This is a genomic window from Alloalcanivorax venustensis, assembly GCF_047495515.1.
Taxonomy (GTDB): domain Bacteria; phylum Pseudomonadota; class Gammaproteobacteria; order Pseudomonadales; family Alcanivoracaceae; genus Alloalcanivorax; species Alloalcanivorax venustensis.
The window spans coordinates 3,295,699-3,320,260 of sequence record NZ_CP179934.1 but is presented as its reverse complement, the minus strand read 5'-3'; the positions used below and the strand labels follow the sequence as shown (position 1 = coordinate 3,320,260).

The following is a 24,562-nucleotide window of genomic DNA, read 5'->3' as shown; positions in this document are numbered from 1 at the left end:
CTGCGAAACCCGCAGACAAACACCGGAGCCCAGGCGCGGTCGTAACGATATCGATACGCACCATAGCGCGAGTGTCGGAGACGCTCTAACGCGGACAATCTCATTGCCCAGAATTGGCTTTGCGTGCCGAAAGGCAGGCAGGGCAACCCCATTAGGTGAGTGGAACATCACGCACCAACCGGTTTGCCTGACGACCATAGCGAGTGGGAACCACCTGAATCCATGCCGAACTCAGAAGTGAAACCACTCAGCGCCGATGGTAGTGTGGGGCTTCCCCATGTGAGAGTAGGTCATCGTCAGGCTCTTAAATATAAAAAACCCCCGTCACGAAAGTGGCGGGGGTTTTTTATATTTAGGATACGATGAACTCCTCTCCCTACAAGGCCCATGTGAGCGACCCTGTTCCAAAGGAACGGGGAGCAGGCGCCGAAGGCGTCGCGAAGCGATCGCGAGCAAGCTCGCGACCTAAAGTAGGTCATCTCCACGCACCACACCAATCTTCCCGGCAAAGCGACCTAAAGTAGGTCAGCCCACGCCAAGCCTCCGCTACCAGCAAAGCGACCTAAAGCAGGTCAGCCCCACTCCAAACCTCTCTGGAATCCTGCCGGCCGGCAGAGCCGGCCTTTCGCGGGCAGGGCCCGCTCCCACAAACCCAGACCTCGAGCCCGTCCTAAACCTATTTCTCCACCCCCATCATCGGACACTCCTCCCCAACCACCAGCCCCATCGCCCCCGGCAGCACCTTCAACTTAAACCGCTGATCCTTCAACGGCTCGCCATCCAGATTCAAATGCATCGGCTCCGGCGTCTCGATCTCCAGCTCACTCACCCGCGCACGCACGAACAATCCCTCACGCTCGCCGTTACCGTTGCCATTGTCGCTGTTGAACAGCCCCCGCACGCCGGCGAGAAGATCCATATCCGAAGGCAGAATCGCCACATCCATCAGGCCGTCATCGATGCAGGCCTCGGGGCACAGCCGCTGGCCGCCGCCGGCCTGGCGGCCGTTGCCCAGCCCCAGGGCGAGGAATTCACCCTGCCACTCAAAATCAGGCCCCCGGAAATGCCCCTCCGCCGGACGCACTTCCGCGAACCGCGTCAGCCCGGTGAGCAAATAGGCGGCCCCGCCCAGCAGTTCTTTCAGGTCCTCCGACGTCTGGGTGGTCACCTCGGTGCCGAACCCGCCGGTGGCCATGTTGAGGAAATAGCTGTCGTTCACCTGGATCACGTCTACCGGCCGGGGGGCGTGATCGAGCAGCGCCAGGGCTTCAGCGGGGTCTTCCGGTATGCCGGCGGCGGTGGCGAAGTCGTTGGCGGTGCCCATGGGGACTATGGCCAGTGTTAGGTCCGGCTTCCCGGACGCCATCATCGCCTGGGTGATGTCCCGCACCGAGCCGTCACCGCCCGCGGCGACAATCGTGCGGTAGCCCAGGGACAGCGCCTCGTCCACATAGCGTTCCGCGTCGCCGCCTTCCCAGGTGACTCTTACCGTCAGGTCCCAGCCGTCTTCCCGGCGGCTCATCACCGCTTCCCTGAGAGCCTGATGGGCCGCCTGTTTGCCGTGCAGAATCAGTAGCGCTTTACGCTCCATGCAAGAGTCCTTGGCTGGTGAATGGGGCGCCCCGAGGGGCGTGCTGCTAGCTTAGGCCGTGGAGGAGGAAATCGCACCCAGGCGACAGGTGCCTTTACAACAATTAACCGCTCCGCCCTGAAAGCTGAATAGATCGGACCTATCGGCGCAATGAGAAAATGCGTGCTTTACCTATTGGCGAGAATGGATATCATTTACCCATCATCTAGGAGGTGCTCCATGGGTAAAACATTCAGCTTTGGCATCATGCATATCAGCATCGCCTTCCTAGTGGTTTGGGCGATGACCGGAGACTGGCGCATCGGTGGCGCCACCGCGCTGGTGGAACCTTGCGTGAACACCGTGGCGTACCACTTCCACGAGAAAGTCTGGAAGCGCCTGAAAAAGGGTAAAGGGTCGTCCGGTGGTGGCGGGGGAACGCTGATAGCGGCGTGATAGACTGCCTGTTTACGGCCCGGATGGCCTTGGTTAAGCTAGCCAGCCGGGTAAACAAAAACAGGGGAAAAATCACGTGCAACGCACACCGGAAGATCTGGACGCCATACGTCAGGTCGTCAATCAGGTCCTGGAGGCCCACGCGGAAGAGGAGGGCGGCCAGCGCTCCCAGGCGCGCGCGGAGATTCTGATCCACTCCATGTATGTGTTCGCCCAGCGCGGGCTGGCCAGGACCACCGTGCAGCACCTGCTGGACGCCGCCAAAGTGTCCCGGCGCACCTTCTACAAGTACTTCCGCAACAAGATGGACGTGCTGGAGAGCATCTACCGGATTTTCATCGATAACATGCTGCTCCACTTCCATCAGGAAATGCGCCAGGCCCAGTCGGTGAAGGAGATCATCACCAACACCACCGAGGTGTATTTCAATTACCACGTCAGCATGGGGCCGGTGATCAAGCTGATGATGGAGGAGGCCCGCTCCTCCAACTCGGCGCTGGCCCCCCACCGGGTGCGTGCCCAGCAGATTGCCGCGGAAGTGCTGTCGTCGGAGATCAGCCGGCTGACCCAGCGGGATATGGAGCCGCTGGTGATGCGCACCATGCTATGGATTCTGGAAAACTACTCCCTGTACATCTTCGAGAACGGCGAATTTTCCGCTCAGCGTCTGGAGCAGTGCCGCCGCACCATGATCGGCATCGCCGAATCGGTGGTGCTGGGCGCTGACGCTACCCCGGGCATGCTGGAGCGGCCACAGAGCTGAAGCGCTACTCCGGCTTGCGGAACCGCAGCGTCATGCGGTCGCTTTCACCGATTTCCAGATAGCGCGCCCGGTTCTCTTCCCCCAGCCGCAGGGTGGGCGGAAGGGTCCAGACCCCGGCCGGGTGCTCGGTGTCATCCGCCGGGTTGGCGTTGATGCTGGCGTTGGCCTCCAGCTCGAAGCCCGCGTTCTCCGCCTGCTCAATCACGTACGCCTCGGTCATATAGCCGGACTCGATCTGCTCTTCCAGCGGCCGGCCGGCGGGGGCCCGGTGTTCCACCACCCCCAGCACGCCGCCCGGTTTCAGAGCCCGGAAAAAGCTTTCAAAGGCGGCCTCGACGGTGCCGGCCTTGGCCCAGTTGTGCACGTTGCGGAAGGTGAGCACCCGGTCGGCGCTGCCGGCCGGCGCGATGTCGGTGTGCTCGGGCGGCCCCAGATGGGTGATTTTCACCTGGTCGTAGAGCGCCGGGCGGGCCGCCAGCTTCTCCTGGTAGCGCTGCAGGGCACGCTGGTAGAAATCCACGCCGCTGTCGGCGGGAAACTGCGCCGCGTAGAGGGTGCCGTGGTCGCGCAGCCAGGGCGCCAGAATGGCGGTATACCAGCCGCCGCCCCCGGGCCAGACTTCCACCACCGTCATATCCGGCTCGACCTGAAAGAACGCCAGGGTCTCGGCGGGGTGGCGATCGCCGTCGCGGCTGTTGTCCGCCTCGCGGTGGGGGCTTTCCAGAATCTGTTCCAGCGGCGCGGCCACGGCCGTGCCGGCCAGCCACAGAGTGGCGAGAACAAAAAGCGTTGAGATGCGCATGCGGCCTCCTTCAGGCGTCGCCGGCGCGCAGGCCGCGCACCAGCACTTCCATGTAACTGACGGCCTGGTGCTCAAGCCGTCCTTCGCCGGTGAGCACCCAGGTGTAGGTGGTGCCCACCAGCAGATTCACCATCATCAAAATAGTGTCCCGGGTGGAAAGTGCAACAAAGTAGCCGTCGTTACGCAGTTCGTTGAAGAAGGCGTCGGCCACCGGCAGGTTGTCTTCCACCAGGCGCAGATAGCGTTGTTGGATCGGGCCGAGAAACTCACCGGCTTCCTGGATCAGCAGCCGGGAGAAATCGCGCTCGCTTTCCAGAAAGCGGGCCACGGCGCGGCACACATTCTCCAGGCGCTGCAGCGGCGGCGCGCCGTTGAGCAGTTCGCCCAGCACCAGGTCGCGGATCGCGGTGAGGTTCTCCTCCACCACGGTGAGCAGCAGCGCGTCCTTGGATGGAAAGAAGCGGTAGATGGTGGCCTTGCCGACACCGGCGCGCTGGGCGATGGTTTTCACCTCCGCCCGGCGGAACCCCTGTTCGGCGAACACATCCCGGGCGGTGGCGAGTATGCGCGCCCGGCGCGGGTCATTGTCGGTCAAGGCCGTGCCTCCTGACGCGGCGTGCTCGGCGCGCGCCTAAAGATACTTGATCTTCTCCATCTGCTCTTCCAGACGGGCCTGTTGCGAGCGGTGGTCGTCCAGTTTCTCGCGCTCCTTGGCGACCACTTCGTCGGGGGCTTTATCGACGAAGTTGGGATTGCGCAGCTTGCTCTCGCCACGGGCCACTTCCTTGCGCAGCTTGTCGATCTCCTTGCCCAGACGCTCGATCTCCGCGTCCTTGTCGATCAGGCCGGCCATCGGCACCAGGATTTCCATGTCGCCGACCAGACCGGTGGCGGACGCCGGGGCGGAATCCTCGGCGTTCAGCCAGGTGATGCGCTCCAGCTTGGCGAGCCGGCACATGAAGTTGTGGTTGGCGGCCAGGCGCTCGCGGTCGATGTCCTTGCCGTTGTGCAGGTACACGTCCAGCGCCTTGCCCGGCGGGATGCGCATCTCGCCGCGAATGTTGCGGATCACGGTGATCACCGCCTTGATCCACTCGATGTCGCTCTCTGCCTGGGGGGCCAGGCGCGCGCTGTCGCTGACCGGGAACGGCTGGCGCATGATGGTGGCATCGGCGCCCTCCGCCGCCGGCGTCTTGCCCGCCAGCGGGGCCACCTTCTGCCAGATCTCCTCGGTGATGAACGGCATGAAGGGGTGGGCCAGGCGCAGGATCGCCTCCAGCACCCGCACCAGCGTGCGCCGGGTGCCGCGTTTTTCCGCTTCGCTGTATTCGTCGCCGTAGAGCACCGGCTTGGACAGCTCCAGATACCAGTCGCAGTACTCGTTCCAGATGAACTCGTAGGCGGCGTGGGAGGCGACGTCGAAACGGAACTGGTCGAGCGCCTCGGTGACTTCGGTTTCGGCACGCTGCAGCGCGCTGACAATCCAGCGATCCGCCAGGGACAGGGTCACTTCGCCGCTGTCCGCGTCCAGGCCGCAGTCCTGGTTCTCGGTGTTCATCAGCACGTAGCGCGCCGCGTTCCAGATCTTGTTGCAGAAGTTGCGGTAGCCTTCGATGCGGCCCATGTCCCACTTGATGTCGCGACCGGTGGAGGCCAGCGACAGGAAGGTAAAGCGCAGCGCGTCGGTGCCGTAGGCGTTGATGCCGTCCGGAAACTCCTTACGCGTGCGCTTGGCGATCTGCTTTTCCTTCTGCGGCTGCATCAGCCCGCGCGTGCGCTTTTCCACCAGGGTGTCCAGGTCGATGCCGTCGATCAGATCGAGCGGGTCCAGCACATTCCCCTTGGACTTGGACATCTTCTGGCCTTCCGCGTCGCGCACCAGGCCGTGCACGTACACCTGCTTGAAGGGCACCTGGCCGGTGAACTTCAGCGTCATCATGATCATCCGAGCGACCCAGAAGAAAATGATGTCGAAACCGGTGACCAGCACATCGGTGGGGTGGAAGGTTTTCAGTTCTTCGGTCTGTTCCGGCCAGCCCAGGGTGGAGAAGGTCCACAGCGCCGAGCTGAACCAGGTGTCCAGCACGTCTTCGTCCTGGCTCAAGGGACGGTCGCCCAGGTCGTGTTCGCGGCGCACCTCGTCCTCGTCGCGGCCTACATAGACGTTGCCGTCCTCGTCATACCAGGCGGGAATCCGGTGGCCCCACCACAGTTGCCGCGAAATGCACCAGTCCTGCAGGTCGCGCATCCACGAGAAGTACATGTTCTCGTAGTTCTTGGGCACGAACTGGATGTCGCCGTTTTCCACCGCTTCAATGGCCGGCTTGGCCAGGGATTCCACCGCCACGAACCACTGGTCGGTGAGATAGGGTTCGATCACCACGCCGGAGCGGTCGCCGCGCGGCACCTGCAGGGTGTGGTCCTCGACCTTCTCCAGCAGGCCCAGCGCGTCCAGATCGTCGACCACTTTCTTGCGGGCGTCGAACCGGTCCAGGCCGCGGTAGGCTTGCGGCGCGTTGTCGTTCAGATGCGCCTCGATGGTGAACAGGTTGATCTGCGGCAGATCGTGGCGCTTGCCCACTTCGTAGTCGTTGAAGTCATGGGCCGGGGTGATTTTCACGCAGCCGGAACCGAAGTCCGGGTCCACGTAATCGTCGGCGATAATCGGAATATCGCGGTCGGCCAGTGGCAAACGCACGGTCTGGCCGATCAGATCCTTATAGCGCGGGTCTTCCGGGTGCACCGCCACGGCGGTGTCACCGAGCATGGTTTCCGGGCGGGTGGTGGCCACCACCAGGTGCCCGGACCCGTCGGAAAGCGGATAGCGGAAGTGCCACATGTGGCCCTGTTCTTCGCGGTTTTCCACTTCCAGGTCGGAGATCGCGGTGTGCAGGGCCGGGTCCCAGTTCACCAGGCGTTTACCGCGGTAGATCAGGCCCTCGCTGTGCAGGCGCACGAACACTTCGCGCACCGCGTTGGACAGGCCGTCGTCCATGGTGAAGCGTTCCCGGGACCAGTCCACGCTGCTGCCCATGCGGCGCAGCTGCTGGGTGATGGTGCCGCCGGATTCCGCCTTCCACTCCCAGACCTTGTCCAGGAAGCGCTCGCGGCCCAGCTCGTGGCGGTCGGTGCCTTCCGCCGCCAGGCGGCGCTCCACCACCATCTGAGTGGCGATGCCGGCGTGGTCGGTGCCCACCTGCCAGAGGGTGTTGCGGCCTTGCATGCGGCGATAGCGCACCAGGGTGTCCATGATGGTGTCCTGGAAGGCGTGCCCCATGTGCAGACTGCCGGTCACATTCGGCGGCGGGATCATCATCGCGAAGGATTCGCCCTCCCCGGAGGGGCGGAAATGGCCTGCCTTTTCCCAGGTCTGGTACCAGGCCTGCTCGATGCTGTCGGGTTGGTAGGTTTTATCCATGATCTCCGCTGTCTTCACCGCAAAAACGAAGGGCGAATTATAGCGAAAGGGGGCGCCGCCGTCGCGCTCCGTGGTTCAGAGACGGTGGCTCTGAATCTGGAAGCCGCGGTCGCGGTAGAAGCGGAAACGGGCCCGGCCCGCCTCGCGCAGCGGGCCGTCACCGGTGATCATTTCCGCCACCCGCTGAAAACGGGTGGCGAAGTCCGGCACCTCCGGCGCCAGGTTGATCAGCACATCGTGGTGGTCGCCGGGGTCGTCGCCGTGCCCCACCACCACCGGCGTCTCTGCCATCGGCGTGTCCGCCGCCAGATCGTGGGGCAGAAAGCCGGTGGCCGGCTGCGCCCAGAAAGCGGCATCCACCTCGCGGGCGTGGGCGTCGTCCCGGCAGTGCACATAAATGCGCCGGGACTGCCGCCAAGCCTTCTCCGCGATGCGGCGGGCGAGGGCGGTTTGCACGCCTTCGCCGGCCTGTTCAGTGATGTAGAACAGTATTTCCGTCAAGGGGTCAGCCTTTACGCTCCGCCAGATTGATCAGGTAGCGGGTGAGCATCGGCACCGGCCGGCCGGTGGAGCCCTTCTCCTTGCCGCCGCTGTTCCAGGCGGTGCCGGCGATGTCCAGGTGCGCCCATTTCACGTCGCGGGCAAAGCGGTGCAGGAAGCAGGCCGCGGTGATCGAGCCGCCCTTGGGGCCGCCGATGTTCTGCATGTCCGCGAACGGGCTGTCCAGCTGAGTCTGGTAGTCCTCCCACAGCGGCATCGGCCAGCCCCGGTCGCCGGTGTCCCGGCCCGCTTCCAGCAGTGCCTCGCTGAGGGCGTCGTCGTTGCTGTACACCGCCTGGGCGTGGCTGCCCAGCGCCATCACGCAGGCCCCGGTCAGGGTGGCCACATCGATCACCGTGTGCGGCTTGTGCTTCTGCTGCACGTAGGTGAGGGCGTCGCACAGCACCAGCCGGCCCTCGGCGTCGGTGTTGAGGATCTCCACGGTCTGGCCGGACAGGGTTTTGACGATGTCCCCGGGGCGGGTGGCTTCGCCGTCGGGCATGTTTTCCGCCGCCGCCACCACGGCCACCAGGTGGATCGGCAGCCCCAGCTCGCAGACCGTCTTCATCGCCCCGAATACGCTGGCGGCGCCGCCCATGTCGTACTTCATCTCGTCCATGCTGGCGCCGGGCTTCAGGGAGATACCGCCGGTATCGAAGGTAATGCCCTTGCCGACCAGGGACACCGGCTTGCCGGTGGCGCCCTTGTAGTCCATCACGATCAGGCAGCCCTTGCGGCTGCTGCCCTGGGACACGGCGCAAAACGCGCCCATGCCCATTTTTTCCGCCTGGGCGTGGCTGATCACCTTCACGGACAGCTTTTTCTCGTAGTCCTTGGCCAGCTGACGGGCGCGCTTGGCCAGGTACTCCGGGTAGCAATCGTTGGGCGCCATGTTGCCCAGATCCTTGGCCAGCGCGGACCCGGCGGCCACCGCCTTGCCCACGTTGGAGGCCTTCTTCAGGCCGTTATTGCGTTCGGCCGCCCAGAAGGTCCACTTCTTCAGTGTCGCCGCCTTGGGCGCTTTGCTGCGGTACAGGTCGAACCGGTAGGCGGCTTCTTCCGCCACCCGGGTGCCTTCACGCACCTGCCATTCGATGTCCCGGGCCACGGCCACCGAGCCCAGCACCCACACCGCCTGCTTGGCCGGGCCGCGCTGCAGCGTGCGGCTCACCTGGCCGACCAGTTTCAGGAAGGCGTTGCCGTCCAGCTCGCTCTTGTCGCCGCAGCCGACCAGAAACAGGCGGCTGGCGGTCAGCCCCGGCGGCTGATGCAACCACGCGGTCTGGCCCTTGTCGCCGGAGAAATCTCCGGCCTTAATGAACGCCTTGACCGCTTCGCGTGTCTCATCGGGCAGGTTTTCAGGCAGGGTTGCGTCGCTGCTCAAGGGAAGAATCACGCAATCCGCTTTGATTTTTGCTAAAGCGGAATGGCTAATGGCGTACTCCATGCTGTCTCCTGAGTTACAATGCCGCACACTTTCAGTGCAGGTTAAGTGCGGGCGGGGCCGACGTTGATATTACACCGCTATATAAATCGACAGGTATTCATGACCACGGTACTGGTCACCTTCATTCTGGTGATGGTGCTGGTCAGTGGCCGCTTTATCAAGTACTTAGCCGAGGCCGCCGCCGGGCAGATCGCCGCGGACGCCCTGTTTCTGGTGATGGCGTTCCGGCTCCCCGAGTTCTTGCAGATGATCCTGCCGCTCAGCCTCTACATCGCCATCCTGCTGGTGTTGGGGCGCATGCACATGGACAACGAGATGGTGGTGCTGCGCGCCGGCGGGCAGGGCGACGGCCGGGTGGTGCGTTCCTTGATTGTACCCGCTCTGGTGGCGATGAGTGTGATCGCCCTGTTCGCGCTCTACGTCACCCCGCAAGGTGACGCCGAGGTAAACCGCATCTTCGAGGAACAGAAGGGGCGCTCGGTGCTCGAGCTGCTGACCCCCGGGCGCTTCCACGTCAAAGGCGACGACGACAACCAGCGGGCCACCTACGCGGAAAGCCTCAACCGCGAGGAAGGCGTACTGGAAAACGTGTTCGTGGCCGACGCCAGCTTCTCCAGTGAGGCAGCCGGCCGCTTGCTTACGGTCTGGGCGCGCAGCGGCAACCTGGTGCAGCAGGACGGCATCAGCTACCTGGAACTGACCGACGGCTACCAGTACCAGGGTAAGCCCGGCGAGGCGGATTACCGCGAAGTGGCCTTCGAGAAAGCCCGCGTGCGCATCGGCAGCGAGCGTTCCAGCAGCCGCCCGCCGGAGGTCCGGGGCCGTTCCACCCTGGATCTGATCGACGACGGCGGCAATCAGGCCATGGCGGAACTGGCGTGGCGCTGGTCGCTGGTGCTGACGGTGCCGATCATGTGTCTCGCCGCCGTGCCGCTGTCCCGGGTTAATCCTCGCCAGGGCCGGTTTCTGCGCATGATCCCCGCGGTGCTCGGCTACATGCTCTACGTCGGCTTGTTGTTGACCATGCGCAGCTGGATCGCCGAAGTGCCGGGCAGCGACCGGCCCTGGTACTACTCCATGGTCTGGATTCATCTGATCGCCGGGTTCGCGGTCTTCATGCTGTACTTCGGTGACCGGCTCAAGCCGAGGAGGGCCCGCGCATGACCCTGCTCAAACGGTATTTCTGGCGTTCGGTGCTGCTGCCGTCGCTGGCCATCGTGGCGATCATCGTCGGTCTGGACTGCCTGTTCAGCTTTATCTACGAGCTGGAGTTCCTGCGTGGCGGTTACCAGGTGATGCAGGCGCTGCAGTTCGTGCTCACCACGGTGCCGCGCCGCTTCCATGAATATCTGCCCATGGCGATTCTGCTCGGCACCCTGATCGGCCTGGGGCTGATGGCCAACAGCGGCGAGCTGTCGGTGATCCGCGCCGCCGGGGTGTCCACCCTGCAGGTCAGCTGGATGGTGCTGCGCCCGGTGATTTTCCTGATGCTGCTGTCGGTGCCGGTGGGCGAGTATCTGGCCCCGTATACCGAGCAGGTGGCGCAGAGCAACCGCTCCCTGCAGGAGGGCGGCGGCGAGGCCCTGCGCAGCGAATACGGCTTCTGGCACCGGGAAGGCGACGAATTCATCCATATCAATACGGTGCAGCCCAACGGGGTGCTCTACGGCCTCACCCGCTACCGCTTCAACGACGATCACCAGCTGGAAGAGAGCCAGTTCGTGGAGCGGGCGCTCTACCAGGGCGACCACTGGACGCTGCAGAACATCCAGGGCACCCGCTTCGGCGACGACCGCACCGAAACCTACACCGAAGGCGGCGGCCGCTGGGACACCAGCCTGACCCCGCAACTGCTGAGCATCGTGGTCCTGGAGCCCCGGCGGCTGGCCATGGCCAAGCTGTGGAACTACACCCGCTATATGAAAGAGCAGGGGCTGCAAAGCGCGGACTACATGCTGGCGTTCTGGCAAAAACTGCTGATGCCGGTGGCCACCATCGGCATGGTGCTGATCGCCATTTCCTTTATTTTCGGCCCCCTGCGCGAAGTCACCATGGGGCTGCGCATGGCCGCCGGCATCGTCGCCGGGCTGGCCTTCAACTACGGTCAGCAGTTTTTTGGGCATCTGTCGCTGGTGTTCCGCACCGAGCCGCTGATGGCGGCGGGGCTGCCGCCGCTGCTGTGCCTGATACTGGGCGTCTGGCTGCTGCTGCGGGTGCGTTGAACGGCTGGCAATGTTGGCCGGGCTTGGTATACTCGCCGCCCGAGACAGCGGGTTCGCTGTCCAGCGGTAAGCCAAAGCCAGAGTGGTGGAATTGGTAGACACGACGGATTCAAAATCCGTTGCCCGCGAGGGCGTGCCGGTTCAAGTCCGGCCTCTGGTACCAAACATTATGTCGGGAATGGACTTCCGACGCAGCGTCGTCACTGGGATTTCCCTTTCTGGATTCGTTAGGACGCCCGTTCAACTTGCTCCTTCGACTAGCCAGTTGGGGCTGCTGCAAACATCCCCCTCTTCATCTGGTTGCAAGCCGGGCAGCCCTAATCGGTGGTTGCCCTCTCTCTTCCCTTGAACCGCACGACTACCTTGTCAAACGAAGAATCTGATTCCGCGGAGGTTTCGGCGCCCCACCGTGTGCGCTGCTGCTTCAAACGGCAGTGTCCTGTCACGGCAAAAGATAAATTAGCTTTAAGAAAAAGTTCTTATTGAGTTTTGGTTGGTTAACCAATAGCATCTTTGTAAACGTATACTTCATGCTGTAGTTCTCTAGAGGAGGTTCTGATGAGTGCAATCTCAATTCAGCCCCGTAAAGTAGATTTTGATGTGTCCTCTGTGCCGCGCCACTGGAATGGCGGTGATCCTGTGGTAACCCGTTTTTTTGACGCCTTGTCGGTGCATTTTCCCGAGGGTGAGCGGTTTTTTATCCAGTCGGTGCGCCATTTCCAGGATCAGGTGACGGACCAGCGCTTGCGTGAAGATATCCGCCATTTCATTCGTCAGGAGGGCCAGCACGGTATCGTCCATGATCGTTTCAATGACGTGATGGAGGCGCAGGGAATCGATGTCGATCAGATTACCCGCAACCTGCGTCGTTTTATTCGTACGACACAGAAATACATGCCGGAAAAGTATCAACTGGCGATGACCGCGGCTTTCGAGCATTTTACCGCCACTCTGGGCGAGGCGATGCTCAAGGATGAAACGGATATGTTCCGAGATGCGGATCCGGTAATGCGGGCGATGTTTCTCTGGCATGGTGTGGAAGAGGTTGAGCACAAGGCAGTGGCGTACGATGTATACCGAACCGCGGCAGGCGGAGGTTATTTGACTCGCGCTTCGGCCCTGGTGGTTGCCATGCTGATGGTGCACCTGGTCGTCGGACCGGTGTTCGTGAATATGTTGCGTCTTGACGGTGCGATGCGACGGCCGACGGTAGTGCTGCGTGGTCTAAACCGGCTCTACGGTCGTCGCGGTATTCTGACCCGTATGTTGCCCGAGTTTGTTGCGTGGTTCCGTCCGGGATTCCACCCCTGGGAAACGGGCATGCCGGAGAAAGTCGCGGCATGGTTGAAGGAGTACGGAGAGCATGGTGATCCGATGCGGGCATCGGCCGCCGTATATGAAACCGAGCCGGTGAGCGAGGCCGCCTGAATGGTCGGCGGAGAAGTGTCTGAAACGGCTGTAAGGCCAAAGATCGGGGCGCGTCACTGCCACAGGCCGGGCAGGCACTGTGGCAGTTCGGCCATCCGGGACTTGCTTGAGTTCCACGGCTTGGTGATGAGCGAGGCTTGCTGTTTTGGTCTTGGGGCCGGACTCGGCATTACCTATGTGGAGACTGCAGCCTCCAATACCCCTTTCATCGTGCATGTGCGTTCAATGGAATTCGAGGAAAAGGTATTCAATACTTTGGATGTTCCCTTTTCCTGGCGCAGCTATCGCGATCAACGGTCCGCCAATACGGATCTCAAACGGGTGCTGAATGAAAATCGACCCGCACTGTTGTTAACTGACATTTTCCATTTGCCCTACTTCCAAAGCAGCACACATTTTGCAGGGCACGCCATCGTGGCATGGTTATATGACGAGGAGCGGGACGAGGTGTTGGTCAGTGATACCGAACGCCCGGGATTGATCGCGGTATCTACGGCTGATTTGGCCGACGCACGCTTCTCCACTGCGCCCCCTTTCATTCATAACGGAAACCTGTTTGCCCCCGAAGCTATCAAAGCCAGCGTAACTCCGGAACGTATTCGGAGGGCTATCTTTGACAATGCCTATGCTCTGGCGAACGGCGATCGTTTTAGCGGTCTCGCGGCGCTGGATACTTGGATTGACCGGCTGTCACATTGGGCGGCTGACGAAAACTGGCGCTGGTCGTTGCGTTTTGCTTACCAGGTGATCGAAAAGCGCGGTACTGGGGGAGCCGGATTTCGTACCCTGTACGCCGATTTTTTGGAAGAGGCCAGTGCACGGCTTACCGTGGTGAGAGATGCGAAGTTAGTGGAGCTCATGCGAGGCGCGGCAGCGGCTTGGTCCGGCTTGGCGGCTGTTTTGAAAATGGCTTCCGAGGCAACGACATTTCCTTCCGGCGATATCGAGTTGGCTATTAATCGGGTTAAATCACACGAGTCGCGTTATGTGAAGTGTGTACTAGATGCTCTGGGCTGATTAGATAAAAGCGACCGGACCCGGAGCGATACACTGGCTCTTGAGTGAGCCAGGCCAATGGAAAGGGGGAAGCGATTCGATGTCAGATCGTTATTTAACCATGGCCAAGACCTTCTTTGGCACATCCCATCCCTTGTTCAACGCCTTCGGCGTGGAAGTGGAGGAAGTTGGCAAAGGGCGTGCCGCCATGAGCCTCTCCTGCCGTCCAGCGCTTTGCGATCGACACGGGGGGCTTCACCGAGGAGTTGTTGTCACGCTATTGGATACCAATTGCGGGTTGGCAATATTTTCCCGACTTGGTGACATGCGTCCGATTGCGACCATCGATCTGCGTGTGGATTTCATTCGCCCCGTACCCGCGGGGGAGGGAATCTACAGCGAGGTGGAGTGTTACGCGGTACGAGGTGATATCGCCTATGTGCGCGGACAAGGTTGCGCTTATTCCGATCATAACTTGCTGGCAACGGTATTCGGTTCGTTTGCCGTCGGTACTCTCGGGCCTGCATTCGATTCAGCCATGAAAGGGGAGGGGAAAGTATGAAAGAGCGATCGCTTTTGAATCGCCAGATGACGGGTTGGCCGACATGGCTCTGAATAAAGCGCAAAAAGAAATGCTTGAAAATACTCCATTTGTGGAGTTTCTAGGTCTTGAGGCGCTGACCTCTGATGAGGGGTTCTCTTGCCGGTTGTGCTTTCGAGAACAGCATATCGGTAACCCTCTGTTGCGTACCTTTCATGGCGGAATCCTCGCCAGTTTTGCCGAAATAACGGCAGCTCTCTATTTGATGGAATCGCTTAATCTAGTCGAAGAGCCGTTATGCAGTAGTATGACCTTTGATTATTTACGGCCCGCGTTTGCGGGCACAATTCGTGCCGAGCCTTGTATTGTCCGTGCAGGAAGACGTTTCGTAGTCGTTTCCGTCGACGTTTATCTGGATAAAACGCTTGTGTCAATCGGGCGCTTTATCTATAGCCGCTAAGTATTTTCAACTGGGGGCTGATGCTTTTTGAACCACCTGGGAAAATACCATGATCATATCGCAAACATTACGTCGTGCGGTCCAGCAAAATCCTGACGGCATCGCCACGATTTACAAAGATAGAAAGCGGTCATGGCGCGCTTTTGAGAATCGTGTTGCGCGCCTGGCCGCGGGCCTTCGCGCCTTGGGAGCGGAAAGAGGGAATCGCGTCGCGATCTTGTCACTCAATAGCGACCGCTACCTAGAATATTTTTACGCCGTGCCATGGGCCGGCGGGGCTCTTAATCCCGTCAATATCCGCCTGGCACCGCCGGAGATCGCGTACAGTCTGAACGATTCCGCATCGTCCATCCTGTTTGTCGATGATGCATTCAGCGACATGCTGTCAAAACTGCGGCCGCTGCTTGAGACCGTTCAACATGTGGTTTTCATGGGCGACGGTAGTTTACCGGACGGTTGTGTCGACTATGAGTCGCTTATCGCTGAATCCGATCCGATGCGGGATATCAGCGAAGGAGGGAGCGAGCTTGCCGGACTGTTCTATACCGGGGGGACCACCGGGCGGTCGAAAGGCGTGATGCTGAGCCATGACAACCTTGTCTTCAATGCGCTTAATGTGGTGCCGGAAATGGATTATGGGTCCGGCACGATCTACATGCATGCGGCTCCGATGTTTCATTTGGCCGATATGGCAAGCACTTTTGCCGTGACGCTAGCTGGTGGCACGCACGGCATCGTACCTCGTTTCGACATAGACGATGTGCTCTCTTTTATTGAGCGTGAAAGAGTTACACATGCCTTACTCGTGCCAACGATGATCAATCTGCTGGTGTCCTCCGGAAGAATAAAGGAATTCGACGTAAGTAGCGTCAAGCGCATGCTCTACGGAGCGTCGGCCATGCCTGAGTCAGTATTGATCAGCGCCATGAAGCAGATGCCGGACGCTCTGTTCGCTCAAGGGTATGGACAGACGGAGGCGTCACCCATCATCACCGCCTTGCCACCCGATTTCCATGTCCCTGGAGGCGACAAACTTCGAAGCGCGGGCAGAGCCGCGCTGGGAGTCGAGGTTGCCATTTTTGACAAGGATGATACCGAGCGGCCGAGATGCGAAGTTGGCGAGATCTGCGCCAGAGGTCCGAACGTCATGCTGGGTTATTGGGGAATGGAGGAAGCCTCCGCTGAGGCCCTGCGTAACGGCTGGTTGCATACCGGCGATCTCGGTTATATGGATGAAGACGGGTTTGTCTTCATCGTCGATCGCGTCAAGGACATGATCATCAGTGGTGGGGAGAATATATTCTCGGTCGAAGTTGAGAGTGCTATCTATAGTCATCCCGCGGTACAGGAATGCGCGGTGGTGGGGATTCCCCACGATGAATGGGTTGAAACGGTGCATGCAATCGTCGTGCCTCGCCAAGGCCATGTGCTCACGGAAGACGAGCTGTTGAGTCATTGCCGGGAGTTGATTGCCGGTTACAAACTTCCACGTAGTATCGAGTTCCGTAGTGAACCATTGCCGATAAGTGGCGCCGGCAAGATTCTCAAGAATGAGCTGCGTGCACCCTACTGGGAGCGGATGGGCCGATCGGTTACCTGATTTATCATTCTTGTCAAAACCACTTGCTTGGATGAGGAAAATTATGAACTTGCAATTTACGCAGGAAGAGCAGGAGTTTCAAAAGACGATACGCGCATGGATGCGGGAAAATATTCCTGAAGAGATTAGTCGTATTTCCGCGCTTGGCGAAATGCCGGAAAAATCGCAGCAACAGCAATGGGAGAAACGGCTCGGTAAACAGGGTTGGCTGGCGGTAACTTGGCCTGAACAATACGGAGGTCCGGGATGGACCGCGACACAGCGTTATCTTTTTGATCTTGAGAGGGCCATGGCTGGGGCGCCTCCGGTAAGTCCCTTCGGTGTCGCCATGGTAGGCCCTGTGATCTACACGTTCGGATCCGCGGAACAAAAAGAGCGATGGCTGCCCGGGATAGCCAGCGGCGAGACGCTTTGGTGCCAGGGTTATTCCGAGCCCAATGCCGGATCGGACCTCGCATCCCTTAAAACCCGCGCCGAGCGCAAACGGGACCATTACCTGGTCAATGGCCAGAAGATTTGGACCACCCAAGCGCATTGGGCGGACATGATGTTCTGTCTTGTCAGAACCGACCCCGATGCCAAGAAGCAACAGGGCATCTCTTTCCTGCTAATAGATATGAACACGCCGGGTATCGAGGTTCGTCCCATTTATACCATTGATGGGCACCATCACCTCAACGAAGTGTATTTCACCGATGTCAAGGTGCCGCTGGACAATCTGGTGGGGAAGGAGGGTATGGGGTGGACGATCGCCAAGTTTTTGTTAACGCATGAGCGCACAACGATCGCCGGCGTTGCCGACAGTCACTATGCATTGGCGCGCATGAAGATGGCTATTGACGAAGCTCCGTATTACATCGATAAGCAACAGGCGCGACGACGTGTGGCCGAGCTGGAAGTCGAACTGATGGCGTTGGAGTACACCAACTTTAGGACCGTTGCCGCGACAGACGAGGGCCGACCTTTTGGACCGGAGTCTTCCGGTCTCAAGATCAAGGGTACCGAGCTACAGCAGAAAATGTCCCAAGCGATGGTCGAGATGGGCGGGTTGATGTCGCTTGTCTGGGATAGTTCATCAGCGGTGGGTAATGAAAGCTTTAATCATTCCCCTCGTCGGTACAATTTTCTTCGTGCCTGCACGATTTATGGCGGATCGAACGAGATTCAGAAGAACGTGCTTGCCAAGATGCTGTTAGGTTTATGAGAGGTCATAATGGAATTCAATCTTTCCGATAACACGACCATGGTTGCCGATACGGCGCGGCGGTATCTCAAGGATCACTATGGTTTTGATACCTACATGCAACAACTCAACCAACTCAATCATTGTGATCCATCACGATGGGAGTTGATGCGCGAGCTAGGCTGGTTTGGTCTGCCGTTTCCTGAGTCGGTCGGAGGCTATGGCGGCGATCTGATCGACGTGGCGATGATTGTTAGGGAAGCCGGCGCCGTCTTGTGTCTGGATCCCTATGTCGATCTGGTGATCGGTCCTGGAAAACTTCTCGAGTATCTGGGTACTGAGCGGGCATTGAAGGTATTGCAATCCATTGTCGATGATGATGAGAGAGTGGCATGCGCGCTCTATGACTATCACGCCGGATACAATATTTTGAAGCCATCCCTGTCGATTAACGGTAGCAAATTGTCTGGACGGAAGAATTTCGTTCCTGATGGTGGCTGCGCGAATAGGGTGCTGACGACGGCGATGCTTGGAGATGAGCTGACCTTGGTCCTTGTGCCGCTTGAAGGCTGCGAGGTGACCCGCTATCGGGGCTTGGACGGTAGCCGGCTTGCCGATGTACTGTTCGATGACGTGGTGATTGACGAGGAGATGATTCTTTCTCGTGGCGTGAAGGTGGAGCGCGCCGTCAGCAAGACGGTCGCCTGGCTGCAGGCGCTCGATTGCGCGCGCATGTATGGCGCCGCCAGCGCGCTTTATCAGCGCACTCTTGATTACGCAAAGACGCGGAAGCAGTTCGGTGCGCCGATCGGCAGCTTCCAGGTAATCCAACATTACCTTGTGGATATGTTCACGGATCTTCAACAGTTGGAGTCGATGCTGTTCATGGTTTCCGTCAAAGCGGATCTAGACGATACGCTCGAGCGGGAACACGCTTGTTCGGCCACCAAGGCGTACTACGCCGACAAGGGGGTAAAGATCGCGCAACAGGCGATCCAGATTCACGGCGGTATCGGGGTCACCGAAGAGCTTGATATAGGCCATTACTTTCGTCTCATGACGTACTGCTCCCTAACACACGGCCATGGTGACTACCATCTTGATCGTATCGCCGCCCTCGGAGAGGAGTGCGATCGTGGATGAATATGATTTCATCGTAGTCGGAGCGGGATCCGCCGGTTGTGTCCTGGCCAACCGACTAAGCGAGTCCGGCCGATTCTCTGTTTGCTTGCTGGAGGCGGGTCCGCACGACAACAGCGGGTTTGTGAACGTGCCGTTCGGGGTGATCGGTTTGATCAGGGAGGGCAAGCGTAACTGGGGTTATCAAACAGTGGCTCAACGAGCGCTTGACAGTAGGCAGCTCTATTGGCCCCGTGGAAAAACTCTCGGTGGCAGTAGCTCAATCAACGCCATGGTTTATATTCGTGGACAACCTGAGGATTACGATGCCTGGCGGGACAGCGGGCTGAAGGGTTGGGGGTGGGATGATGTCCGGCCCATCTTCAACGCGCATGAGCACAATGAGGAGTATCCGCCGGACGCCTGGCACGGTAACGGAGGACCGCTGAACGTCACTCGGGTCAGGGATCCTAATCCGCTGACTGAGTTGTTCATTCGCGCCGGGGAAGAACTAGGCGAAAAGCGTAACGATGATTTCAACGGTGAATCGCAGCGCGGCTTCGGCCAATTCCAAGTGACGCAAAAAGATGGGCGACGCTGGAGCGCCGCGAGGGCGTTTCTCGATCCGGCGAGGAACCGCGGTAATTTGACCATTCTGACTAATGCAATGGTTTCCCGGGTAGTGATCGAAAATGGACGTGCGGTAGCCGTCGAGTATAGCGATACGGCCGGCTCATCTCACACCGTTCGGGCAAATCGGGAAGTCGTACTTTCGGGTGGGGCAATCAACTCGCCCCATTTGCTGATGCTTTCAGGCATTGGTGACCGTGACCATTTACAAAGTGTTGGCGTTGATTGTCTGGTGGACTGTCCAGAGGTGGGGTGTAATCTTCAAGACCATCTGGATATGACTATTTCGATTCACGATCGTAGCAAACAGTCAATTGGCTTCTCCCCTTACTTTCTACCGCGTTTGATGCGAGCGTTCTATCAGTACTTCCGCCATCGGCGCGGCTTTCTAGCCAGCAATGCGGCTGAGGCGGGGGCGTTTATTAATGTCGGCGAAGGGACGCGCCCGGATGTGCAGATGCATTTTCTGCCCGCATTTTTGCGCGATCATGGCAGGGAATTCACGTCAGGCTTTGGCTGCACCATTCATGTATGCCAGTTGCGGCCTAAAAGCCGCGGTTGGATTCGTCTCGCCGATAGCAACCCTCTCAGCGCCCCGCTCATCGATCCCTGTTATCTTTCCGATGCTGACGATCTTGGCGTCCTGAGAGAGGGCGTCAAACTGGCTCGGCGGGTGTTCCAGACAAAAGCTTTCGCCGAGGTTTTTGGAGGAGAAGATCTACCGGCGAGCGATGTGGTAACTGATACCCAAATTGAGGACGATATCAGGCAGCGCGCTGAAACTATTTATCATCCGGTGGGCACTTGCCGTATGGGGGTGGATGATCTGGCCGTAGTGGATGATCGGTTAAGAGTCAGGGGCGTGTTAGGATTGCGCGTTGCTGATGCGTCCGTCATGCCTTCTTTGATCAGTGGCAACACTAACGCGGCAAGCATGATGATCGGCGAGAAAGCGGCTGGTTATATCATTCAGGATCAACGATGAGACGACATTAGCGCCACCAAACGGTAGTGCTAATGTCGTCCCCAGGTCTTTTGGGGCGGCGGAATTCGGATATTAGGCCATCTTGACTTGGTCGCTGTCGGGACGGTTTCTGTAAGCTCGGTATAGTGATCCATTTTCAGCGAACAGGCGTTGTCGCCACGTATCTTCCAGTGCCCGCGTGTCGTGATTGTCAGGATGGTAACGTCGATCAACGAACTCCGGAAGGCGGCGCATAATCCCGGAGACAAATCCCTTTGGACCGAACAGTACGTTCAATCCAATGGCATTGTCCTTGACGCTGCCCAGCTTCCCGTCCTTGGCGAGCATCCATGCCCAAGTGATCCCCAACATCGGCAAGAGCACAACCAGGGATGCCGCCGTCGCTGCGATCCGCTCACCGTGACTATTGCCGATGATTTCGTAAACGTTATAAGCAACAGATTTGTGTTCAAGCTCCTCAAGAGCATGCCATTGCCATATCTTTATCATCTCCGGGTCGGCCAGACTTTGAAACGTCTCGTCTTCCAATAGCTGCTCCGCAAGCAAGGCGGTAAAATGTTCCATGAAAGTAGTGGCGGCAAGCTGGGTTCTCTTCGGTAACATTTTCAGAATGCGGAGGCCGAATTTTACGAAGCGGTCCGGAGTGTCCATGTCGAAGCCCCTCTCGGCAAGCAATTCGTTAAGGCGGTCATGCTCGCGACCATGAATGGCTTCTTGCCCCATGAATCCGGAAATGGCCGCTCGCTGCTGCGTGTCGGTGACATGGCTTCGAAAATAACGCACCGAATCCATGAAGTAGCGCTCGCCGGGTGGAAAGAACCCCGACAGCATGGCAAAGAATGTGGTTGCCGTAGCGTTGTCCGCATAGAAGTACTTTGGTGTTGTGTCCGGAAACTGGAAGTCTATGTGACGGGGAGGGATGCCCACTGACGCACCGTTCAGGACATTGGACGTCTTTGCACTAGTTCTCTTCTTTAAAGCCATGACTCGGCCCTCTTTTTGAAGTTTGATCCTGCTTATTGCGATGATTGACTAGACATTTTTTGCCGCCCCTGTCGCATTCGAAAGAGCGCTTCGAGGGGCCGCTGATAGCCCGCCGGCATCAGGCGTTGGCCGGCGTCCAGTATCGTTGCGTCATTACCTATCAACACGCGACGCCGGTTCTTGCGAACCGCGTGGAGGATAGCGTTGGCTGCCTGTTCCGGCGTGGACCGGGCGATGCGATCGAAAAGTTCCGTAATTTCCTCCTTGCTGCCCGGGGCTATGTTCCCCATATCACCCATTCGGCTATTACGCGCAATGTTGGTCTTGACGCCGCCCGGGTGCACGCAGGTTGCACTGACACAGCTTCGCTCAATGTCCAGTTCTTCGCGCAGCGACTCGGTGAACCCTCGAACAGCGAATTTCGCGGCGTTATAGGCTGATTGGGTGGGGACTCCAATGATGCCAAAGATGCTCGAGATGTTTATCACGTGGCCGTCGCCGGATTGCTTGAGGTAAGGCAGAAAGGCCTTGGTTCCGTATACCACCCCCCAGAAGTTAATGTTCATAAGCCATTCGAAGTTGTCATAGCTCATGGCATCGACGGTTTCTCCGAGTCCAACGCCGGCATTGTTCATTATCAAGTTAACCTGTCCGTGCTCCTTGACACATTGATCCGCATACCGATAGACCTCATTCCTTCGGCTTACATTAACAACATGGGTGGTGACTCTGACCGGGTAGTCGCGCAGGTCGATGGCGATGTCTTTTAGACTGTTTTCGTCAATATCCGACAGAGCCAAATGGCAGCCTTTTTTAGCCAGCAGCATGGCGGTCGCTCGACCTATGCCTGAACCGGCACCAGTAATCGCAGCGACTTTCCCGTAAAAACGTTTCATAATATGCTCCAACAGGTAGGCGGATCAGGCACTCAGTAACTTGCGAAATACGCTGTTCCTTCCGCGCTTGATGCTACTTCCCTCAAAACGAAGGTGGCCATCCTCGAGATTGCCATAGCGTAATGCGGGCAGGTCACGCAAATAGTCATCAAGATTCTGCCAGGGGGTCCTGCTGCCCTGACGAGGGAGGCGGTCGTTGGCGCGAAGAACATATCCGGAACGTAAATTAAGAAAGTTCATCTGGGTCTTGCTCCCTTGTCCATCGACGGGTGTGACCACCCGGGCGCCAATATCGCGCATGTGATTCAGGAGGCGGCAGACGAATTCAGAGGCGATGTCGGCCTTCAGCGTCCAAGAAGCGTTGGTGTAACCGAACACCAGGGCCATATTTGGTACCCCTTCGAGCATCAGTCCCTTGTACATCAGGGCGTCCGCCACATGAACCTCACGGCCGTCGACTTCCAACCTCGCGCCACCGAATAGCTGCAAATCAAGGCCAGTGGCTGTGATCAGAACATCAGCGTCGATATGAGCGCCGGACTTCAATTGGATCCCGGTTTCGGTGACCGCTTCGATGTGGTCGGTGACCACGGAGGCCTGGCCTTCGCGGATAACCTTGAAGAGATCACCCTTGGGAACGGCGCACATGCGTTCTTCCCAGGGATTGTAATGGGGTTGGAAATGCCGCATATCGACCTCCGGGCCGAGCTGCCGGCGCGCTGTCGCCAAAAGCAGGCGTCGCATCGCCTTGGGCTTACTCAGAGAAAGTCGATATACCGCTCTTTGCAACAGAATATTGCGGGTCCGGGCCAGCCGGTAAACGGCCATCTCCGGCAGAATGCGGCGCAGGTTCCTGGATATCAGATCCTGCTCCGGCACGGTGGCTACATAGGTGGGCGAGCGCTGCAGCATCACTACATGATCCGCCTTGTCGGCCATAGCCGGAACCAGCGTCACGGCAGTGGCGCCACTGCCAATAACCACCACCCGTTTGCCAGTGTAATCGTAGTTTTCCGGCCAGTGTTGCGGATGGATTACGTCACCGCGGAATTGGTTGATCCCCGGAATCTCCGGTGTGTAGCCGGAGTCGTATTTGTAGTATCCGGTGCAATGGAATACAAAGCCGGTGCTGAACTGGTGCTCTTCATCGGTTGCTTCGTCGATGGCTTTGACGATCCAGTGTTTTTTTTCGCTATGCCAGGATTGCGAGATCACTTTCAGACCGAACTGGATTCGGCGTTTCACATCGTATTCGCGTGCGGTGTCGTCAATATACCGACGGATAGAAGGGCCGTCGGCAAGCATCTTGGTATCGGTCCAGGGCCGAAAGTTATAACCCAGGGTAAACATGTCGGAATCGGAGCGGATGCCGGGATAGCGGAATAAATCCCAGGTGCCTCCGATCCGTTTGCGTCGTTCAACGATTCCAAAACGGACGTTGGGGCATTTTTCCTTTAAGTGACACGCCGCGCCAATTCCCGACAGGCCCGCACCGACGATCAGAACATCAAGATAAGGGTGTTTCATGGTGTTGCTCCGTAGTGGCAGTGCGGCACGATTCCGGCTCAGTGGCGGCTGGCCGTTCTTTCAGAAATTGCAGTACCGCCTCGGTAAAAACACTGTTACGGTCTCCCGCGACCATATGGCCGGCCTGTTTCAGAACGACATAACGTGCCTCTGGTATTAGAGTGAGCAGCTCTGTTGCGCCCCGGTCACTAAGAACATCGCTGTAGTAGCCACGTATCAAAAGCACCGGTACGTCCAACTGGCGGGCCGCCAGCTCCAGCCTTGCTCGGTCGAACATGCTCCCGGCCTTGGTTGGCGCGTTCGCGTGGTTGAGAAAAGCTGGGTCCCAGTGCCAGTAAAACCGGCCATTACCGTGTTGACGCAGGTTTTTGCGTAGCCCGGAGAGGTCTTTTGATGGCGGGCGGCGCGGGTTGTAGGCGGTGATAGCATCGCGTACCTGCTCCAGCGTCTCGAATCCGTCCTGATGATGACGCATGAATTCGATGATCCGGCGGACGCCCCGAGGTTCCAATCTTGGCGCCACGTCGACCAGTACCAGTGCCTCGCAATCCAGGGAGGTGTCTTCGCCAAGCGTGAGCAAAGCGGTCAGGCCACCCATGGACGCGCCGACGATAACCGGCCGGGCCGGTAGCGAGCGAATCACCGCGCTGAGGTCCGCTGCAAGGGCTCGGGCACTGTAGTCGCCTTCTCGAGACCAGTCGCTTTCGCCGTGGCCTCGTGCGTCCAGGCTAAACGCGCAGTAGCCGGCATCGGCCAGTGCGATCGCCGTGTCGGACCAGGCATGGCGGGTCTGCCCGCCGCCGTGCAGGAGCAATACGGGGGGCGCCGTGTCTTCACCATGGCGGCTGGCCCACAGATTCAACCCCTCACTGCCAGTGAATCGCACCCGAACACTGCGTCGAAGGCCGCAATGCGCGGACGATGTCGTCGTCTGAGAGTCAGTCATAGTCAACTCTTCCGGCAATACATTTGGTCGTCCAACCAATATTACAGAT

General features: G+C 59.1%; 22 protein-coding genes, 1 tRNA gene and 1 rRNA gene. 14 read left to right on the top strand and 10 right to left on the bottom strand.

Going from position 1 to position 24,562, the window contains the following annotated elements:
- The first annotated feature begins 186 nt into the window (after positions 1 to 186).
- Positions 187 to 302 (top strand): 5S ribosomal RNA (rrf, locus tag ACMG4O_RS15525).
- A 374-nt stretch (positions 303 to 676) separates the two neighbouring features.
- Here rrf and yegS read toward each other — a convergent pair.
- Positions 677 to 1,591: a lipid kinase YegS gene (gene yegS, locus ACMG4O_RS15520; RefSeq protein ID WP_414434115.1), complete on the bottom strand. Its 915-nt coding sequence runs from the start codon at positions 1,589 to 1,591 to the stop codon at positions 677 to 679.
- Between the two features lie 219 nt (positions 1,592 to 1,810).
- On the opposite strand from yegS, the gene ACMG4O_RS15515 reads away from it, so the two are divergent.
- Both ACMG4O_RS15515 and ACMG4O_RS15510 read left to right on the top strand, forming a co-directional pair.
- On the top strand, positions 1,811 to 2,026 hold the full coding sequence (locus ACMG4O_RS15515; protein ID WP_414434114.1) for a DUF2061 domain-containing protein: 216 nt from the start codon (positions 1,811 to 1,813) through the stop codon (positions 2,024 to 2,026).
- 76 nt (positions 2,027 to 2,102) lie between these two features.
- The gene (locus ACMG4O_RS15510; protein WP_142949020.1) at positions 2,103 to 2,789 is read left to right on the top strand and encodes a TetR/AcrR family transcriptional regulator; all 687 of its coding nucleotides are present in this window, start codon (positions 2,103 to 2,105) and stop codon (positions 2,787 to 2,789) included.
- A 4-nt stretch (positions 2,790 to 2,793) separates the two neighbouring features.
- Here the strand turns inward: ACMG4O_RS15510 and ACMG4O_RS15505 are convergent, their stop codons facing one another.
- From ACMG4O_RS15505 to ACMG4O_RS15485, 5 genes are all read right to left on the bottom strand, one after another.
- A complete protein-coding gene (locus ACMG4O_RS15505; RefSeq protein WP_414434113.1) occupies positions 2,794 to 3,591 on the bottom strand; it encodes a class I SAM-dependent methyltransferase in 798 nt (265 codons plus the stop codon).
- A 10-nt stretch (positions 3,592 to 3,601) separates the two neighbouring features.
- The gene (locus ACMG4O_RS15500; RefSeq protein ID WP_142949018.1) at positions 3,602 to 4,186 is read right to left on the bottom strand and encodes a TetR/AcrR family transcriptional regulator; all 585 of its coding nucleotides are present in this window, start codon (positions 4,184 to 4,186) and stop codon (positions 3,602 to 3,604) included.
- Between the two features lie 36 nt (positions 4,187 to 4,222).
- Complete coding sequence (locus ACMG4O_RS15495) at positions 4,223 to 7,009, bottom strand: valine--tRNA ligase (RefSeq protein ID WP_414434112.1); 2,787 nt, start codon at positions 7,007 to 7,009, stop codon at positions 4,223 to 4,225.
- 75 nt (positions 7,010 to 7,084) lie between these two features.
- Complete coding sequence (locus tag ACMG4O_RS15490) at positions 7,085 to 7,510, bottom strand: DNA polymerase III subunit chi (RefSeq protein WP_142949016.1); 426 nt, start codon at positions 7,508 to 7,510, stop codon at positions 7,085 to 7,087.
- 4 nt (positions 7,511 to 7,514) lie between these two features.
- Positions 7,515 to 8,996 (bottom strand): leucyl aminopeptidase, encoded by a 1,482-nt coding sequence (locus tag ACMG4O_RS15485; RefSeq protein ID WP_414434111.1) that lies wholly within the window; start codon positions 8,994 to 8,996, stop codon positions 7,515 to 7,517.
- Between the two features lie 45 nt (positions 8,997 to 9,041).
- Between ACMG4O_RS15485 and lptF the strand changes: the two genes are divergently transcribed.
- From lptF to ACMG4O_RS15430, 11 genes are all read left to right on the top strand, one after another.
- Positions 9,042 to 10,160 (top strand): LPS export ABC transporter permease LptF, encoded by a 1,119-nt coding sequence (lptF, locus tag ACMG4O_RS15480; protein WP_370211875.1) that lies wholly within the window; start codon positions 9,042 to 9,044, stop codon positions 10,158 to 10,160.
- Positions 10,157 to 11,218: an LPS export ABC transporter permease LptG gene (gene lptG, locus ACMG4O_RS15475; protein ID WP_142949014.1), complete on the top strand. Its 1,062-nt coding sequence runs from the start codon at positions 10,157 to 10,159 to the stop codon at positions 11,216 to 11,218. Before lptF ends, lptG begins: the two co-directional genes overlap by 4 nt.
- A 76-nt stretch (positions 11,219 to 11,294) precedes the next feature.
- Positions 11,295 to 11,381: transfer RNA gene (locus tag ACMG4O_RS15470), tRNA-Leu, on the top strand.
- Positions 11,382 to 11,776: 395 nt separating this feature from the next.
- Positions 11,777 to 12,646 (top strand): metal-dependent hydrolase, encoded by an 870-nt coding sequence (locus ACMG4O_RS15465; RefSeq protein ID WP_185956922.1) that lies wholly within the window; start codon positions 11,777 to 11,779, stop codon positions 12,644 to 12,646.
- On the top strand, positions 12,647 to 13,663 hold the full coding sequence (locus ACMG4O_RS15460) for a BtrH N-terminal domain-containing protein (RefSeq protein WP_204427021.1): 1,017 nt from the start codon (positions 12,647 to 12,649) through the stop codon (positions 13,661 to 13,663). It abuts the gene before it with no gap.
- 79 nt (positions 13,664 to 13,742) lie between these two features.
- Positions 13,743 to 14,204, top strand: coding sequence for a PaaI family thioesterase (locus ACMG4O_RS15455; protein WP_035451349.1), 462 nt, complete (start codon positions 13,743 to 13,745; stop codon positions 14,202 to 14,204).
- A 43-nt stretch (positions 14,205 to 14,247) separates the two neighbouring features.
- Positions 14,248 to 14,643 (top strand): PaaI family thioesterase, encoded by a 396-nt coding sequence (locus ACMG4O_RS15450; protein WP_067604878.1) that lies wholly within the window; start codon positions 14,248 to 14,250, stop codon positions 14,641 to 14,643.
- Between the two features lie 49 nt (positions 14,644 to 14,692).
- A complete protein-coding gene (locus tag ACMG4O_RS15445) occupies positions 14,693 to 16,243 on the top strand; it encodes a long-chain-fatty-acid--CoA ligase (protein ID WP_138774260.1) in 1,551 nt (516 codons plus the stop codon).
- 43 nt (positions 16,244 to 16,286) lie between these two features.
- Positions 16,287 to 17,447 (top strand): acyl-CoA dehydrogenase family protein, encoded by a 1,161-nt coding sequence (locus ACMG4O_RS15440; RefSeq protein WP_089033112.1) that lies wholly within the window; start codon positions 16,287 to 16,289, stop codon positions 17,445 to 17,447.
- 9 nt (positions 17,448 to 17,456) lie between these two features.
- A complete protein-coding gene (locus ACMG4O_RS15435; protein ID WP_138774259.1) occupies positions 17,457 to 18,569 on the top strand; it encodes an acyl-CoA dehydrogenase family protein in 1,113 nt (370 codons plus the stop codon).
- Positions 18,562 to 20,160, top strand: a complete 1,599-nt coding sequence (locus tag ACMG4O_RS15430) for a GMC family oxidoreductase (protein ID WP_233918099.1) — start codon at positions 18,562 to 18,564, stop codon at positions 20,158 to 20,160. Before ACMG4O_RS15435 ends, ACMG4O_RS15430 begins: the two co-directional genes overlap by 8 nt.
- Before the next feature lie 72 nt (positions 20,161 to 20,232).
- Here ACMG4O_RS15430 and ACMG4O_RS15425 read toward each other — a convergent pair whose 3' ends face one another.
- The 4 genes from ACMG4O_RS15425 to ACMG4O_RS15410 are packed head-to-tail and all read right to left on the bottom strand — an operon-like array spanning position 20,233 to position 24,513.
- A complete protein-coding gene (locus ACMG4O_RS15425; RefSeq protein ID WP_194855024.1) occupies positions 20,233 to 21,144 on the bottom strand; it encodes a metal-dependent hydrolase in 912 nt (303 codons plus the stop codon).
- Between the two features lie 32 nt (positions 21,145 to 21,176).
- Positions 21,177 to 22,040 (bottom strand): SDR family NAD(P)-dependent oxidoreductase, encoded by an 864-nt coding sequence (locus ACMG4O_RS15420; RefSeq protein ID WP_080530901.1) that lies wholly within the window; start codon positions 22,038 to 22,040, stop codon positions 21,177 to 21,179.
- Between the two features lie 24 nt (positions 22,041 to 22,064).
- A complete protein-coding gene (locus ACMG4O_RS15415) occupies positions 22,065 to 23,567 on the bottom strand; it encodes a flavin-containing monooxygenase (protein WP_080530902.1) in 1,503 nt (500 codons plus the stop codon).
- Positions 23,548 to 24,513, bottom strand: a complete 966-nt coding sequence (locus ACMG4O_RS15410) for an alpha/beta fold hydrolase (RefSeq protein ID WP_202552920.1) — start codon at positions 24,511 to 24,513, stop codon at positions 23,548 to 23,550. Before ACMG4O_RS15410 ends, ACMG4O_RS15415 begins: the two co-directional genes overlap by 20 nt.
- Between the last annotated feature and the right edge of the window lie 49 nt (positions 24,514 to 24,562).

What these genes read in the sequence shown, in the direction of transcription:
- yegS (WP_414434115.1), bottom strand. Translation starts at nt 1,591, where the DNA reads ATGGAGCGTAAAGCGCTACTGATTCTGCACGGCAAACAGGCGGCCCAT.
- ACMG4O_RS15515 (WP_414434114.1), top strand. Translation starts at nt 1,811, where the DNA reads ATGGGTAAAACATTCAGCTTTGGCATCATGCATATCAGCATCGCCTTC.
- ACMG4O_RS15505 (WP_414434113.1), bottom strand. Translation starts at nt 3,591, where the DNA reads ATGCGCATCTCAACGCTTTTTGTTCTCGCCACTCTGTGGCTGGCCGGC.
- ACMG4O_RS15495 (WP_414434112.1), bottom strand. Translation starts at nt 7,009, where the DNA reads ATGGATAAAACCTACCAACCCGACAGCATCGAGCAGGCCTGGTACCAG.
- ACMG4O_RS15485 (WP_414434111.1), bottom strand. Translation starts at nt 8,996, where the DNA reads ATGGAGTACGCCATTAGCCATTCCGCTTTAGCAAAAATCAAAGCGGAT.
- lptG (WP_142949014.1), top strand. Translation starts at nt 10,157, where the DNA reads ATGACCCTGCTCAAACGGTATTTCTGGCGTTCGGTGCTGCTGCCGTCG.
- ACMG4O_RS15465 (WP_185956922.1), top strand. Translation starts at nt 11,777, where the DNA reads ATGAGTGCAATCTCAATTCAGCCCCGTAAAGTAGATTTTGATGTGTCC.
- ACMG4O_RS15460 (WP_204427021.1), top strand. Translation starts at nt 12,647, where the DNA reads ATGGTCGGCGGAGAAGTGTCTGAAACGGCTGTAAGGCCAAAGATCGGG.
- ACMG4O_RS15455 (WP_035451349.1), top strand. Translation starts at nt 13,743, where the DNA reads ATGTCAGATCGTTATTTAACCATGGCCAAGACCTTCTTTGGCACATCC.
- ACMG4O_RS15450 (WP_067604878.1), top strand. Translation starts at nt 14,248, where the DNA reads ATGGCTCTGAATAAAGCGCAAAAAGAAATGCTTGAAAATACTCCATTT.
- ACMG4O_RS15445 (WP_138774260.1), top strand. Translation starts at nt 14,693, where the DNA reads ATGATCATATCGCAAACATTACGTCGTGCGGTCCAGCAAAATCCTGAC.
- ACMG4O_RS15440 (WP_089033112.1), top strand. Translation starts at nt 16,287, where the DNA reads ATGAACTTGCAATTTACGCAGGAAGAGCAGGAGTTTCAAAAGACGATA.
- ACMG4O_RS15435 (WP_138774259.1), top strand. Translation starts at nt 17,457, where the DNA reads ATGGAATTCAATCTTTCCGATAACACGACCATGGTTGCCGATACGGCG.
- ACMG4O_RS15425 (WP_194855024.1), bottom strand. Translation starts at nt 21,144, where the DNA reads ATGGCTTTAAAGAAGAGAACTAGTGCAAAGACGTCCAATGTCCTGAAC.
- ACMG4O_RS15420 (WP_080530901.1), bottom strand. Translation starts at nt 22,040, where the DNA reads ATGAAACGTTTTTACGGGAAAGTCGCTGCGATTACTGGTGCCGGTTCA.
- ACMG4O_RS15415 (WP_080530902.1), bottom strand. Translation starts at nt 23,567, where the DNA reads ATGAAACACCCTTATCTTGATGTTCTGATCGTCGGTGCGGGCCTGTCG.
- ACMG4O_RS15410 (WP_202552920.1), bottom strand. Translation starts at nt 24,513, where the DNA reads ATGACTGACTCTCAGACGACGACATCGTCCGCGCATTGCGGCCTTCGA.